Raw genomic sequence first — 14,071 nt, 5'->3', positions numbered from 1 at the left:
CCGCCCGCCATGACCCTGCTCAGAAGGCTCAGCGCCGGTGAAGGAACCAGCAGGATCGTCTGTCTGCCCTACGCGGGCGGCAACGGGACGGTCTACGAGAGCTGGACCGGGTGGCTCCCCGCCGAGGTGGAACTGTGGGCGCCCGACCTGCCCGCACGCGAACACCGCATGCTGGAGGAGCCCATCGAGGACCTGGAGCTGCTCGTCGGCACCCTCGTCGACGAACTCTCCGCGGACCCGCGGCCCACCACGCTGTTCGGGCACAGCTTCGGCTCGCTCGTCGCGTACGACGTCGCCCGACGGCTCCAGGAACGGCTGCTCCCCGTCCGCTGCCTGGTCGTGTCCGGGATGGTCGCGCCGCACGCGCTGCCCCCGCGCACCGCGCCCACGGACGCCGAGATCCTCGCCAACCTCCGCTCGCACGGGGTGGCGCCACCGGAGTTCTTCGACCAGCCCGACCTGCTCGAACTCGTCCTGCCCGGCCTGCGCGCCGACTACCGGATGGCCATGGGCTACCGGTACGAGGACGGCGGCCCGCTCTCGGCGCGGACGGCCGCCCTCGGCGGCACCGACGACCCCGGCGTGCCCGTCGAGGGCCTCGCGGCCTGGGCGTCCCTCGTGGAGGGCGACTGCCCGGTCCGGACGTGGCACGGCGGTCACATGTACCTGCTGCGGCACGCCCGGGACGTCGCGGAGTTCGTGATCAGCTGCCATGAACGGTCGCTCGACGACCACCCGCACCCCATCGGAGTATGACCATGGAAACGCCCACCATCGAAACCCGTCACATCACCGTGCCCGGCGGAACGCTCCGCACCCTGAGCACCGGTGCGCCCGACCGCCCCGCCGCCGTCCTGATCCACTCCGGCATCGCCCACGCCGACATGTGGGCCCCGCTGATGCGGGAGCTCGACGACGAGGTGTTCGGTGTCGCCTACGACTGCCGCTGCTTCGGCCGGTCCACGACCGAGCTGGACGGCGAGTTCTCCGACCTCGACGACCTCGGCTCCGTCCTCGACGCCTACGGCCTGGAGTCCGCGGTGCTCGTGGGCGAGTCCCGGGGCGCCCGCCTCGCGATCGACTTCGCGCTCGCCCATCCCGAGCGGGTCCGCGGCCTCTTCCTGCTCGCCCCCGACGTCTCCGGCTACGACACTCCGGTCGCGGACGAGGAGCGGCCGCTGTACGACGCCGTCGAGGCGGCCGAGGAGGCCTGGGACGCGTCCGAGCCGGCCGACACCGCCCGTGCGGTCGAGGAGCTGATCGGGCACGAGCTGCGGCTGTTCGTCGACGGCCCGGGCCGCGAGCCCGCGCGGGAGCGGGCCGCGATCCGCGAGGCGGTCGCCGAGATGACGCGCCTCAACTACGTGCAGCAGAAGGACACCCCGGGCTTCGTGAAGGCCGAGCCCGCGGCCGACCGGCTGGCGGAGCTGCGCTGCCCGGTGCGGGTCCTGGTCGGCGAGGCCGACACCGTCGGCATGCGGGCCATGGCGCGGGCGGTCGAGAGCGACTGCCCGCAGGCCGCGCTGGTGACGGTCCCGGACGCGGCACACGCGCTCACCCTGGAGCGCGGCGACACGGTCGCCCGTGAACTGCGCGCCTGGTGGACCGGGTTGCGGCAGCACCCGCAGACGGCGGAATGACGAGAGAGAGGCCCTGAGGTGAGCATGCTGAAGACCCGGCCGCGCGCGGTGGACGCGCCGCCGCCCCGCCCGCGCCCGACGGACGCCCCGGCGTCCCGGACCGGTGCGGGGCGGTTCGTCGCGACGTGGGGGGCCCTTGGCCTGCTCCTGGTCGTCTCCTTCGTCCTGGCGTACGGAGCGACCCGCCCGGCACCGGACGGGGAGGCCGGCATCGGCGCGCTGGCCACCGCCCAGCGGCTGGAGGACCTCGGCCCGCACGTCGCCGCGAGCCCCGAGGTGGCGGCCGGCCTCGACATCGTCGCCCGCGACCTGGAGGCGATCGAGGGCCTGGAGGTGGAACGGCAGCGGGCCACCGGCTCGTACCGCTTCCACGACCGGGCCGTCGACTACGCCGTCGAGAACGTGATCGCCCGGCAGCCCGGCGCCTCGCGCGACGCCCTCCTGGTGAACGTCCACGTGGACTCGGCGATGGAGGGCCCCGGCGCCGCCGACGACGGCGTCAACGTCGGCGCGGCGATCCAGGCCGCGCGGCAGCTGGCCGGACAGGACCACGGGCGCACGGTGATCTACCTGTTCAACGGCGGTGAGGAGGTCGGTCTCACCGGGGCCGACGCGTTCACCCGCCACCCCTGGGCCGCGGACGTCCGCTGGTTCCTGAACCTGGAGGCCGTCGGCTCGGGCGGTCTGCCCGTCCTCTTCCAGGCGGGCGAGGAAGACGGCCGGCTGATCGAGCTGGCCGGCAACACCGAGCGGCCGTACGGCTCCGTCCTCGGCCAGTGGCTGTTCCAGGCGGGTCTGATCAACTCCGACACCGACAGCCGGGTGTGGCGGGCCCAGGGCTGGTCGGGCCTCGACTTCGCCCTCTTCGAGGACGGCTACCGCTACCACACGCCGAACGACCGGGTCGCCGGGATCGAGTCCGGCTCCGCGCAGGCGGTCACCGACCTGACCGTCCGCTTCGCCTCCGACGTCGCGGGGACCGCCGACCTCGACGACCGGACGCCCGCCCCCTACTACTTCGACGTCCTGTCCCGCTGGTGGGTGACCCTCGACCCGCTGTTCGTCGAGATCGGCACCCTCGCGGTGCTGCTCGCCCTGGCCGCGCTCACCCACCGGGCCTGCCGGGTCTGGGGCATCCGGGCCGCCCGGGTGGCCGCCACCGTCGGCGCCGCCCTGCTCGCCCTGCCCGCCGCGCTGCTCACGGGCGTCCTGGTGGGGGCCGCCCAGTCGCTCGCCGGCCCGCACGCCTGGTTCGCGCACCCGTGGCTGGTGTACGGGTTCACCCTGCCGCTCGTCGTCCTCGGCGCGCTCGCCCCCCAGCTGCTGCTCGCCCGCAGGCGCCGCCGCCGGGAGGCGGCGGCCGGACAGTCACCGTACGGGGACGCCGAGGGGGCCCGGCGGGCGGCGGCGCGCACCGCCCTGCTCGGCAACGCCCTCGCCATCGGCCTGCTCGGCGCGGTCACGGCCTGGCTGGGCGTCGGGCCCGGCTACCTGCTGTGGGTCGCCGCCGCCCTGCTGGCCGTCTCGATCGCCGGCTGCCTGCTCCTGCCGGGTCTTTGGCGGGCCGTACCGCTCCTGGCGGGCACGTTCGTGTCGTTCGTGCTGATCGCCCAGTTCACCCGGAACCTCTTCGAGCTGGCGGTGCCGATGATGGGCCGGCTGCCCACCGCGATCCCGGCGGACGCGTTCCTCGCGGTGGCCGCCGTGCTGGTCGCCGTACCGCTGGCGCTGCTCCTCGCGCCGTTCGCGGCCCACGCCGGGCGGCCGCCGCGCCGGTCGTTCCTCGGCCTCGCCGCGTACGCCGCCTGCGGACTCCTCGTCACCGGGTTCGCCTCGCCGTACGACGCCGCGCACCCCAAGATGGTCAGCCTCTTCCAGGAGCAGACCGACGGGAAGGAGCCGCGGATCGTCCTGGAGGCGCGCGACCACCTCACGCCCGAGGCCCTGGGGCTCGTGGACCGGGTCGCGGCGGACACCGGTCTCCGGGTCCGGGACGGCGCCCTGTCGGCGCGGAGGGTGACCGTGCCGGAGGGGACCGTCGCCTTCGGCACCGCCGGTCCGCGGGCCCCCGTCACGATCACGATCGGCGCGAACCGCGCCCAGCTGATCAGGGTCACGGTGAAGGGCCCCGGCCTCTCCGTCGGCGGCCGGCCGTTCGCCTCCGACGAGGCGGTGATCGACGTCGTCGGCCGCTTCGACGGCCACACGGTGACCGTCGAGCGCACGGGGCCGGTCGAGATCCAGGTCGACCAGGTGTTCCTGACGGCCGGCGAGGACGCAGGACGGGCCCTCGCGGCCCTGCCGGAGTGGACGGTGGGCCACGCCCGGACGCTCGTCACCCGGACGTACGCCGATCCCCGGTCCTGACGGGGAGACCGCGGGCTGCCGGGGGGCGGTGGAACGGGACCACCGCCCCCGGCTTGCTCCGTCGGGTCGGGTCCGTCGGGTCGGGTCCGTCGGTCGGGTCCGTCGGGTCGGATCCGTCGGGTCAGGTCCGTCGGGTCGGTCCCGTCGGGTCAGACGCCCTCGGTCCACGACTCCGGCAGCCTGTACTCCAGGTCCGCCTCGACGGTCGTCACGTCCATCTGGGCCTTCTGCAGCGAACCGGAGAAGTCCCAGTTCATCGACTGCCAGCGGGTGAACTGGTCGAGCACCCACACGCCGGACTGGCGGCTGCCGTTGCCGGACTTGCCGTTGCCGCCGAACGGCAGGTGCGCCTCCGCGCCCGAGGTGGAGTTGTTGACGCTGACCATGCCCGCGCCGACGCCCTGCCGGAAGCGGAACGCGGTGGCCGGGTCGCTGGTCCAGACGGCGGCGGAGAGCCCGTACCCCGGGGTGTTGGCCAGCTCGACGGCCTCGTCGAGCGTCCGGTACGTGGTCACGCCGACGATCGGCCCGAAGGTCTCCTCCAGGAAGATCCGGTCGGTGGGACGGACGCCGTCCACCAGCACGGGGTGGTAGTACAGGCCGTCCGACGGGTCGCCGACGAAGCCCTCCCTGGGCGACTCGGCCGTGATCCGGCCGACGGCGCTCGAACCGAGCACCGTGTGGTGGTCCTCGATCCAGCCCAGCGTGGCCTCGTAGCCGCGCGCGAACTTCTCGTCGAGCAGCGGGCCGTAGACGACGTCCCCGGACGGCTCGCCCACCGGCGCGGTCCGCACCGCCTCGGCGAAGCGGCGCACGAACTCCGCGTGCACGTCCTCGTGCGCGATCACGGTGCCGAGCGAGGTGCAGCGCTGGCCCGCCGTGCCGAAGCCGGAGAAGAGCGCGGCCTGCACGGCCAGGTCGAGGTCCGCGTCCGGCGCGATGACCATGGGGTTCTTGCCGCCGAGCTCCAGGCACGGCGTCTGGAGGTGGCGGCCGCACAGCTCGCCGATCCGTCGGCCGACCTCGGTCGAGCCGGTGAAGCCGACCTTGTCGACGAGGCCGCGGGAGAGCGCGGCGTCCAGGCCCTCGAAGGCGGTCTCGCCGTCGGCGTAGACCAGGTTGAGGACGCCGGCCGGGACGCCCGCCCGCCAGGCGAGCTCCGCCAGGGCGCGCGCGGTCGCCGCCGCGTACTCGGCGGGCTTCCACACCACGGCGTTGCCGCACAGCAGCGCGGGGGCCAGGTACCAGGACGGCACGGCCACCGGGAAGTTGCCCGCGGTCACGATGACGGCGACGCCGACCGGCTCGCGGAAGGTGAAGAGCTGCTTGTCGGGCATCTCCGACGGCACGGTGTGGCCGTAGAGCCGTCGGCCCTCGCCGAGGAAGAACTCGCAGGTGTCGATGATCTCCTGGACCTCGCCCAGGGCCTCGGCGTACGTCTTGCCCACCTCGCGGGTGACGAGCCGGGCGAGGCTCTCCTTGTTGGCCTGGACGAGGCGGCCGAAGGCGCCGACGACCTGGCCGCGCACGGGGGCGGGCACCCGGGCCCAGGCGCGCTGGGCCTCGCGGGCCGCCGCGCAGGCCTGCTGGAAGGTTTCCGCTTCGGCCAGCCGGACCTCGGCGACGACGTCGCTCAGGCGGGCCGGGTTGCGGGACGTGTGGGTGACGCCGCCCCCGTCGATCTCCTTGCCGTCGATCACCGAGTTCAGCGCAGTCGTGCCCGCCACCTGGAATTCCTCTCACCATGTCGAATGCGGGCGCGAGTATAACCGTCGGCCTTCGGCGGACCCGGCCGGAGCGTCAGGCGGGGAAGCGGATGAACTCCGGTGGCACGGCGGCGGTCAGCCACACCCCGTTGGCGCTGACGCGGAAGACGTGTCCGGCCCGGTGCATGGCGCCGGCGTCGACGCTCAGCACGACCGGCCGCCCTCGGCGCGCGCCGACCCGGGTCGCGGTCTCCCGGTCGGGGGAGAGGTGCACGTCGTGGCGGGTCATGGGCCGCAGTCCCTCCGCCCGGATCGCGGGAAGCCGGTCGGCGACCGTCCCGTGGTAGAGGTACGCGGGTGGCTCCGCGGCGGGCAGGTCGAGGTCCACGGCCACGGTGTGGCCCTGGCTGGCCCGGATGCGGGTCCCGTCGACGGCGAACCGCTTCTTGTCGTTGGACGCGACGACGTGGTCGAGTTCGGCGCGGGTGATCGGGAACCCGTGCGCGGCCATGGCGCGCAGGAGCGCGTCGATCTCGGTCCAGCCCTGCGGGTCGAGGACCAGGCCGATGCGCTCGGGCTGGTGGCGCAGGTGCTTGGAGAGGTACTTCGAGACCTTCACCGTGCGGCGCTCGTCCATCGGTTCGCGGCTCATGTGCTCAGGATGGCGGAGCCCGCAGGCCCGGTCCAACGAATTGCGGCCCTGATGTTTGATCCACAACCAAGTGGAGTTATCCACAAGCGCGTTGGCTTTTCTGTGGACAACTGGCCGTGCCGGTCAGGGCATTTGATCAATATTGCGCTCCTTCATGTGGTTTGACGCGAGGGTGTCCAATGTCCTTTTGTTGAGCTCTCGTTCCGTTGCCGCGGTGACGAACGCGGCCACGCCTTCCGCTCCAACCAGGCTCTGCACGGCGCGAATCGTCGCGGCCGGGAGGGGCACCGGGCGTGGCTCGTCCTCCCTCGCCGGGGGCCCGTCGGGCGACAGGTGCGACTGGAGGTGCCGGGTCGCCAACAAGCGCATCGCGCGGGCCAGTTCCGCGTCGACCGTCTGCTGGGCGAGCGGCCGCAGCCGCCGGACCATGGTCGCTGCCTCGGCGGCGTCGTCGTCCGTCGGCGGCCGGTGCTCCAGGTAGCGCACGAAGACGTGCTCGGTCGTGAACTCCAGGAACCGCGAAGCGATGTGCTCCACCTGCTCCCGAAGTTCCCTCAGGTGTCCGGTGATTGCGGGAAGCGGAACCCCGGCCGCGTACAACTCGGCCGCCACCGCCAGCTCCTGGGGACTCGGTACGAGGTACTCCTCCGTCTCCCGCCCGGGGAGCCGCTCCAGCACCCCGAGCTCCACCGCCTCCCGGATCGCGTCGTCGTCGGGCGTGCCGCCGAAGCGGGCGTCCAGCTCGGCCCGGGAGATCCGGTCCGCCTGCTCGTCCGTCCACGGACCGTGGACCTCCGCGACCAGACCGAGGACCCCCCCGAGTCCTCGGCCCGTGTCCCAGGCCTCCAGCAGCTCCTTGATCGACGCCAGCGTGTAGCCCCGGTCGAGGAGGTCGGCGATCTGCCGCAGCCGTGCCAGGTGCGCGTCCCCGTACACGTTGGACCGGCCCCGGCGCTCCGGGCGGGGCAGCAGACCGCGGTCCTGGTAGGCGCGGATCGTCCGGACCGTGGCCCCGCTGTGATGGGCGAGATCCTCGATCCGGTACTCCGGCTGCGCTGCTGACTGCTCGGACAAAACCGCTCCCACCCGACCGCTTCCCTCACCCCGCGGCGCCCGGGGCCCTCCGGGGGTGTCGGGGCCCTCCGGGGGTGTCTGGAAAGCGATCGTACGACCGCCCCCGGCGGGCCCGCCCCCTCGGGCCTCCCACGCCCTACGCCGGCGGCTGCCAGCGTGCGAACGCCCGCAGCGCCCCCGGGCTGAGCCGTGACAGGAGGTGGACGCCCCGGGCCTCCGGTGTCACCGGGACCACGGCCCGGTCGTGCAGCACCGCGGCCAGGATCGCGTCCGCCACCTTCTCCGGCGGATAGTTCCGCAGGCCGTAGAGGCGCGTGGCCTTCTTCTGGCGCCGCTTCTCCTCGGCCGTGTCCGTGACCCCGGCGAACCGCGTGGTCGCGGTGATGTTGGTGTTGACGATGCCGGGGCATATCGCGGAGACACCGATGCCCCGCCCCGCCAGTTCGGCCCGCAGGCACTCGCTGAGCATCAGCACCGCCGCCTTCGACGTGCTGTACGCGGGCAGTGCCCGGGAGGGCTGGAAGGCCGCCGCCGACGCCGTGTTCACGATGTGCCCGCCCTGGCCGCGCTCCGCCATCTGCCCGCCGAACACCCGGCACCCGTGGATCACACCCCACAGGTTCACGTCCAGGAGCCGCTTCCACTCCTCGCTCGTCGTGTCGAAGAAGGAGCCGGTGAGCCCGATGCCCGCGTTGTTGACCAGGACGTCGACGATCCCGTAGTCGGCGGCCACCTTCGCCGCCAGCTTCTCCATCGCCTGCTCGTCGGAGACGTCGACGGTCTCGCCCCAGGCCTCCGGCGCACCGATCAGCCGGGCCATCTCCGCCGTACGGGCCGCGCCGTCGGCGTCCCGGTCCACCGCCACGACCCGGGCGCCGGCCTCCGCGAAGGCGAAGGCGGTGGCCCGCCCGATGCCGCTCGCCGCCCCCGTCACCAGAACCAGCTGGCCGCCGAACCGCTCCGCGTACTCCGGCTTCACGCCGCTCTTCGCCGCCGTCGCCACGACCGGCTTCGGCGCGCGCGTCGCCGGGTCCTCGTGCGTCCTGACGAACTCGGTGATCCAGGCCGACAGCTGGTCCGGGCGGGTCCGCGGCACCCAGTGCTTGGCCGGCAGCGTCCGCCGGGTCAGCTCCGGCACCCAGCCGCCCAGGTCGTCGTAGAGCCGCTCGGAGAGGAACGCGTCCCCGGTCGGCGTGATCAGCTGCACGGGCGCGTGCGCGTACGCGTCGGGCCGCGGCCTGCGGAGTCGGGCCCGGACGTTGTCCCGGTAGAGCCAGGCGCCGTGCGACGCGTCACTCGGGAGCGACGGCGTCGGGTAGTCGCCGGCCGGGACCCCCTCGACCCGCTCCAGGATCTTCGGCCAGCGCTTGCCCAGCGGGCCCCGCCAGGCCAGCTCGGGCAGCACGGGCGTGTGCAGCAGGTACACGTACCAGGACTTGGCGCCCTGACCGAGGAGCTGGCCGACCCGGCGGGGGGTGGGCCGCGTCATCCGCTGTTTGATCCAGTGCCCGAAGTGGTCGAGGGACGGCCCCGACATCGAGGTGAAGGAGGCGATCCGGCCCTCGGTGCGGGCCACGGTGACGAACTCCCAGGACTGCACGGAGCCCCAGTCGTGGCCGACGAGGTGGACGGGCCGGTCCGGGCTGACCGCGTCGGCGACCGCCAGGAAGTCGTCGGTCAGCTTCTCCAGGGTGAACCCGCCGCGCAGCGGGGCGGGCGCCGTCGACCGGCCGTGGCCCCGGACGTCGTACAGCACGACGTGGAACTCCTCGGCGAGCCGGGTCGCGACCTCCGACCAGACCTCCTTGGAGTCCGGGTAGCCGTGGACGAGCACCACCGTCGGCCGGTCCGCGTCGCCCAGCTCGGCGACGCACAGCTCGATCCCGCCCGTGCGGACCCAGCGCTCCCGCACCTCGCCGAGCCCGGCTGTGCCGCGCCTGTCGCTTCCCACGCCCGCCATCAGACCGCTCCTTCGTTCCACCGCCGCACGTGCGGCAGGTCGTCGTCCAGCCAGAACGCGCTCTGCTCGGGGTCCTTCGAGTCGGTGACCACCAGGATCTCCTCGAACTTCGCGCCCGTCCCCCGGAAACCGAGGTGCGGCTCGACCGCTCACAGCCCCGGCACGGGCGGGTGGTCGGAGAAACGGTACGGGGACCACAGCGGTGACCAGCCGTCCCGGTGACCGTGCAGGGCGTCGCTCGCCAGGCCCTTCAGGGACTGGGTGCCGAACCCGAACAGGGTCGGCGACCAGCGGCGCTCCTTCACCCGGTCGATCTTGTGGGCGATGACGCCGAAGGGGTAGGCCCGGTGCCGGTTGGCGTACCCCTGGCGGACCATGAGCCGGTCCACGTCCTCGTATATCTCGCGCAGGGTGCGGCGCTCGCGCACCGCGCGCAGGATCAGCTCGCGGTGCTCCCTCAGGTCGGCGAGCAGCTTGTCGTGCACCGGGTTGAGGCCGAGGCAGCCGCTGTAGCCGATGTCCGCCGTGAAGCCCTTGTGCACCGGGGCCATGTCGAGGATGAAGGGCATCCCCGCCTCCAGGCGCCGGTTCGTCGGGAAGAACTGCAGGGGGATCCTGAAGTCGACGAAGGCGGTGCGGTCCCCGAACCACGCGAAGGGCCGGTGGAACCAGTCCCTGACCCCCCGCTCGTACAGCCACTCCCGCTGCATCCGGGCGGCCTCGCGCTCGGTCACGCCCGGCCTGAGCCGGGCCGCGACGGCCTCCGCGCAGGCGTAGGAGAGCCGCTGTACTTCACTGAACCCCCGCAGCTCCGCCGAGAGTTCACCCGTCACTGCTGAGGCCATGCCACCCGCCGTCCCGTGTGAGCGTCCGGTCGCCCTACGCGTCCGTAACCTGACACTGATGAATGTGACAATGACCGGAGGCTGCGTCAAGGGGTCGGACGCGGACCTGTGGACAACGGCCCGCGAACCGGCCTGTGGAAAACGACTTCGGTCGTGGCGCCCCTACGGGCTTGTACTCCGGAAGTCGGAGAAGGGACGAGCCGTTGGGCTGACGACCGCTGTGGCGCACACCACTACCGTCGAAGCGTGACTGTGATCGCCACCGAAAGCCTCAGCAAGCGGTTCCCCCGGGTGACCGCTCTCGACCGGCTCTCCCTGGACATCGGGCCCGGTGTGACCGGACTGGTGGGTGCCAACGGAGCCGGCAAGTCCACGATGATCAAAATCCTGCTCGGACTGGCCCCCGCCACGGAGGGACGCGCCGAGGTCCTCGGCCTCGACGTCTCCACCTCCGGCGCCCGGATCCGCGAGCGCGTCGGCTACATGCCGGAGCACGACTGCCTCCCGCCGGACGTCTCGGCGACCGAGTTCGTCGTGCACATGGCGCGGATGTCCGGGCTGCCCGCGACCGCCGCCCGGGAGCGGACCGCCGACACCCTGCGCCACGTCGGTCTGTACGAGGAGCGCTACCGCCCCATCGGCGGCTACTCCACCGGCATGAAGCAGCGCGTGAAGCTCGCGCAGGCCCTCGTCCACGACCCCCAGCTGGTCCTCCTCGACGAGCCGACGAACGGCCTCGACCCCGTCGGCCGCGACGAGATGCTCGGCCTGATCCGCCGGGTCTGGACCGACTTCGGCATCTCCGTCCTCGTCACCTCGCACCTCCTCGGCGAGCTGGAGCGCACCTGCGACCACGTCGTCGTCATCGACGGCGGGCGGCTGCTCCGCTCCAGCTCCACCAGCGACTTCACCCGCACCACCACCACGGTGGCGGTCGAGGTCACCGACTCCGACACCCACCCCGACGGCACCGCGGCGCTCCGCGCCGCCCTCACCGAGGCCGGTGTCACGCTCCACGAGGGCCTGGAGGAGGGACTCCCCGGCGCCGGCCACATCTTGCTCCTGGAGGCGGCGGGCGAGGAGACGTACGACATCGTGCGGGACACCGTCGCCGGACTCGGCCTCGGTCTCGTCCGCATGGAGCAGCGCCGCCACCACATCGCCGAGGTCTTCCGCCCCGAGGGCGCCCCGCAGCACGAGGAGGTGCCGGCCCGATGAGCACCCACACCCCCAAGGCCGCTCCGGACACCAGCCGCATCCACAACATCGGCTACCGCTCCTACGAAGGCCCCCGCCTGGGCCGCGCCTACGCGCGCCGCTCGCTCTTCTCGCAGTCCCTGCGCGGGGCCTACGGCCTCGGCCGCAGCGCCAAGTCCAAGGTGCTGCCGATGCTGCTCTTCGCGGTGATGTGCGTCCCGGCGCTGATCATCGTCGCCGTCGCGGTCGTCGGAAAGCAGTCCAAGCTGTCGATCGAGTACACCCAGTACGCGATCTACCTCCAGGTCGTCATCGGCATCTACCTCGCCTCCCAGGCGCCGCAGTCCGTCTCGCGCGACCTGAGGTTCCGGACGGTGCCGCTGTACTTCTCACGTCCGATCGAGCGCGGGGACTACGTCCTCGCCAAGTACGGCGCGATGGCCTCGGCGCTCTTCGTCCTCACCGCCGCTCCGCTGCTGATCATGTGGATCGGCTCGCTGCTCGCCAAGATGGACTTCGCCGAGCAGACCAAGATGCTCGGGCAGGGACTCGTCTCCGTACTGCTGCTGTCGCTGCTCTTCGGCGGCATCGGTCTCGTCATGGCGGCCCTCACCCCGCGCCGCGGCTTCGGCGTCGCCGCCGTGATCGCGGTCCTCACCATCTCGTACGGCGCGGTCTCCACCCTCATGGGCATCGCCTACGCCACGGAGAACACGGGCGCCATCGAGTGGATCGGCCTGTTCTCGCCGATCACCCTCGTCGACGGCGTGCAGACCGCGTTCCTCGGTGCACCGCCCATGTTCCCCGAGCTCGGCGGCCCGGGCGCCGGTGTCGGCGTGGTCTACCTCCTCGTCGTCCTCGCGCTGATCGCCGGTTCGTACGGCGTCCTGATGCGCCGCTACCGAAAGGTCGGGCTGTGACCACGCTCCACATCGACCACGTCTCGCGCTGGTTCGGCAACGTCGTCGCGGTCAACGACGTCACGATGTCCATCGGCCCGGGCGTCACCGGCCTCCTCGGCCCCAACGGCGCGGGCAAGTCCACGCTCATCAACATGCTGGGCGGCTTCCTCGACCCCTCCACCGGCACCGTCACCCTCGACGGGCAGACGATCTGGCGGAACGAGTCGGTCTACCGGCAGATCGGCGTCGTCCCCGAGCGGGAGGCCATGTACGACTTCCTCACCGGCCGGGAGTTCGTCGTCGCCAACGCCGAGCTGCAGGGCCTCGGCGACGCGGAGGCGCAACGGGCGCTCGCCACGGTGGAGATGGAGTACGCCCAGGACCGGCGCATCTCCACGTACAGCAAGGGCATGCGGCAGCGCGTGAAGATGGCCTCGGCCCTCGTCCACGAGCCGTCCGTGCTCCTGCTCGACGAGCCGTTCAACGGCATGGACCCGCGGCAGCGCATGCAGCTCATGGACCTGCTGCGGCGGATGGGCGCCGAGGGACGCACGGTCCTGTTCTCCTCGCACATCCTGGAGGAGGTCGAGCAGCTCGCCTCGCACATCGAGGTGATCGTGGCCGGCCGCCACGCGGCCTCCGGCGACTTCCGCCGGATCCGCCGTCTCATGACGGACCGGCCGCACCGCTACCTCGTCCGCTCCAGCGACGACCGGGCGCTGGCCGCCGCACTGATCGCCGACCCGTCCACGGCCGGCATCGAGGTCGACCACGTGGAGGGCGGACTGCGCATCCAGGCCGTCGACTTCGGGCGCTTCACGGAGCTGCTGCCGAAGGTCGCGCGCGAGCGGGGCATCCGCCTGCTCACGGTCTCGCCCTCCGACGAGTCCCTCGAATCGGTCTTCTCGTACCTCGTCGCGGCCTGAAAGGAGCCTGACCGATGTACAACCCCACCGTCGCCCGGCTCACCTACCGGGCCCTCCTGGGCCGCCGCAGGGCCGCGATCCTCTTCCTGCTGCCCGCGATGCTGCTGGTCATCGCCGCCGCCATCCGTTTCCTCAACGGCGCCGACGACCAGGTCGCCGCCGACGTCCTGGGCGGCTTCGCGCTCGCCACGATGGTGCCGCTGATCGGCGTCATCGCCGGCACGGGCGCCATCGGCCCCGAGATCGACGACGGCTCGATCGTCTACCTGCTGTCGAAGCCGGTGAAGCGGCCCACGATCATCCTCACCAAGCTGATCGTCGCGATCGCGGTGACGATGGTCTTCTCCGCCGTCCCGACGCTGATCGCCGGGTTCATCCTCAACGGCAACGGCCAGCAGGTCGCCGTCGCCTACACCGTCGCCGCCCTGGTGGCCTCCATCGCGTACAGCGCGCTGTTCCTGCTGCTGGGCACGGTCAGCCGGCACGCGGTGGTCATCGGTCTGGTCTACGCCCTCGTCTGGGAGACCCTGTTCGGCTCCCTCATCGCGGGCGCCCGGACCCTGAGCGTGCAGCAGTGGGCGCTCGCCCTCGCGGAGAAGGTCACCGGAGAGGGCCTGATCAGCTCGGACGTGGCCCTTCCGACGGCCTCGGTGCTGCTCGTCGCCGTCACGGTCGCGGCCACCTGGTTCGCCGGCCACAAGCTCCGGACCCTCACGCTCGCCGGCGAGGAGTAGCGGCCCGGGGGGTTCCGCCCGCCGTCGCCCGTCACCGTGACCGGACCGTCCCGGACGGTCCGGTCACG

At 72.6% G+C, this 14,071-nt stretch carries 11 protein-coding genes and 1 pseudogene; 7 read left to right on the top strand and 5 right to left on the bottom strand.

The window, feature by feature from the left end:
* Positions 1-9: 9 nt before the first annotated feature.
* From ACWDVG_RS09810 to ACWDVG_RS09800, 3 genes are read left to right on the top strand one after another with little or no spacing between them, the layout of a single operon-like run.
* Complete coding sequence (locus ACWDVG_RS09810) at positions 10-756, top strand: thioesterase II family protein (protein WP_451697911.1); 747 nt, start codon at positions 10-12, stop codon at positions 754-756.
* Complete coding sequence (locus ACWDVG_RS09805; RefSeq protein WP_451697910.1) at positions 753-1,640, top strand: alpha/beta fold hydrolase; 888 nt, start codon at positions 753-755, stop codon at positions 1,638-1,640. The genes ACWDVG_RS09810 and ACWDVG_RS09805 overlap by 4 nt, the downstream gene beginning before the upstream one ends.
* 24 nt (positions 1,641-1,664) lie before the next feature.
* On the top strand, positions 1,665-4,007 hold the full coding sequence (locus tag ACWDVG_RS09800; protein WP_451697908.1) for a M28 family peptidase: 2,343 nt from the start codon (positions 1,665-1,667) through the stop codon (positions 4,005-4,007).
* A gap of 149 nt (positions 4,008-4,156) precedes the next feature.
* Here ACWDVG_RS09800 and ACWDVG_RS09795 read toward each other — a convergent pair whose 3' ends face one another.
* From ACWDVG_RS09795 to ACWDVG_RS09775, 5 genes and pseudogenes are all read right to left on the bottom strand, one after another.
* Entirely contained in the window at positions 4,157-5,734 is a 1,578-nt protein-coding gene (locus tag ACWDVG_RS09795) for an aldehyde dehydrogenase family protein (RefSeq protein ID WP_451697907.1), read from the bottom strand.
* 73 nt (positions 5,735-5,807) lie between these two features.
* Positions 5,808-6,350 (bottom strand): RNA 2'-phosphotransferase, encoded by a 543-nt coding sequence (locus tag ACWDVG_RS09790; RefSeq protein WP_451698203.1) that lies wholly within the window; start codon positions 6,348-6,350, stop codon positions 5,808-5,810.
* A 138-nt stretch (positions 6,351-6,488) separates the two neighbouring features.
* The gene (locus tag ACWDVG_RS09785) at positions 6,489-7,439 is read right to left on the bottom strand and encodes a MerR family transcriptional regulator (RefSeq protein ID WP_451697905.1); all 951 of its coding nucleotides are present in this window, start codon (positions 7,437-7,439) and stop codon (positions 6,489-6,491) included.
* 136 nt (positions 7,440-7,575) lie between these two features.
* Positions 7,576-9,399 carry an SDR family oxidoreductase gene (locus ACWDVG_RS09780; RefSeq protein WP_451697903.1) on the bottom strand — a complete coding sequence of 608 codons (1,824 nt, stop codon included), beginning with the start codon at positions 9,397-9,399 and terminating at the stop codon, positions 7,576-7,578.
* Positions 9,399-10,244: pseudogene (locus tag ACWDVG_RS09775) on the bottom strand (M24 family metallopeptidase). Before ACWDVG_RS09775 ends, ACWDVG_RS09780 begins: the two are co-directional and overlap by 1 nt.
* A gap of 252 nt (positions 10,245-10,496) precedes the next feature.
* Between ACWDVG_RS09775 and ACWDVG_RS09770 the strand changes: the two are divergent.
* From ACWDVG_RS09770 to ACWDVG_RS09755, 4 genes are read left to right on the top strand one after another with little or no spacing between them, the layout of a single operon-like run.
* A complete protein-coding gene (locus ACWDVG_RS09770) occupies positions 10,497-11,462 on the top strand; it encodes an ABC transporter ATP-binding protein (protein WP_451698201.1) in 966 nt (321 codons plus the stop codon).
* Positions 11,459-12,361 carry an ABC transporter permease gene (locus tag ACWDVG_RS09765; RefSeq protein WP_451697901.1) on the top strand — a complete coding sequence of 301 codons (903 nt, stop codon included), beginning with the start codon at positions 11,459-11,461 and terminating at the stop codon, positions 12,359-12,361. The genes ACWDVG_RS09770 and ACWDVG_RS09765 overlap by 4 nt, the downstream gene beginning before the upstream one ends.
* Positions 12,358-13,269, top strand: a complete 912-nt coding sequence (locus ACWDVG_RS09760) for an ABC transporter ATP-binding protein (RefSeq protein WP_451697899.1) — start codon at positions 12,358-12,360, stop codon at positions 13,267-13,269. The genes ACWDVG_RS09765 and ACWDVG_RS09760 overlap by 4 nt, the downstream gene beginning before the upstream one ends.
* 14 nt (positions 13,270-13,283) lie before the next feature.
* Positions 13,284-14,003 carry an ABC transporter permease gene (locus ACWDVG_RS09755; protein WP_451697897.1) on the top strand — a complete coding sequence of 240 codons (720 nt, stop codon included), beginning with the start codon at positions 13,284-13,286 and terminating at the stop codon, positions 14,001-14,003.
* Positions 14,004-14,071 lie beyond the last annotated feature (68 nt).

The organism is Streptomyces sp. NPDC003327 (genome assembly GCF_053589515.1).
The sequence above is the reverse complement of the archived record's forward strand: the minus strand, read 5'-3'. Positions and strand labels throughout refer to the sequence as shown.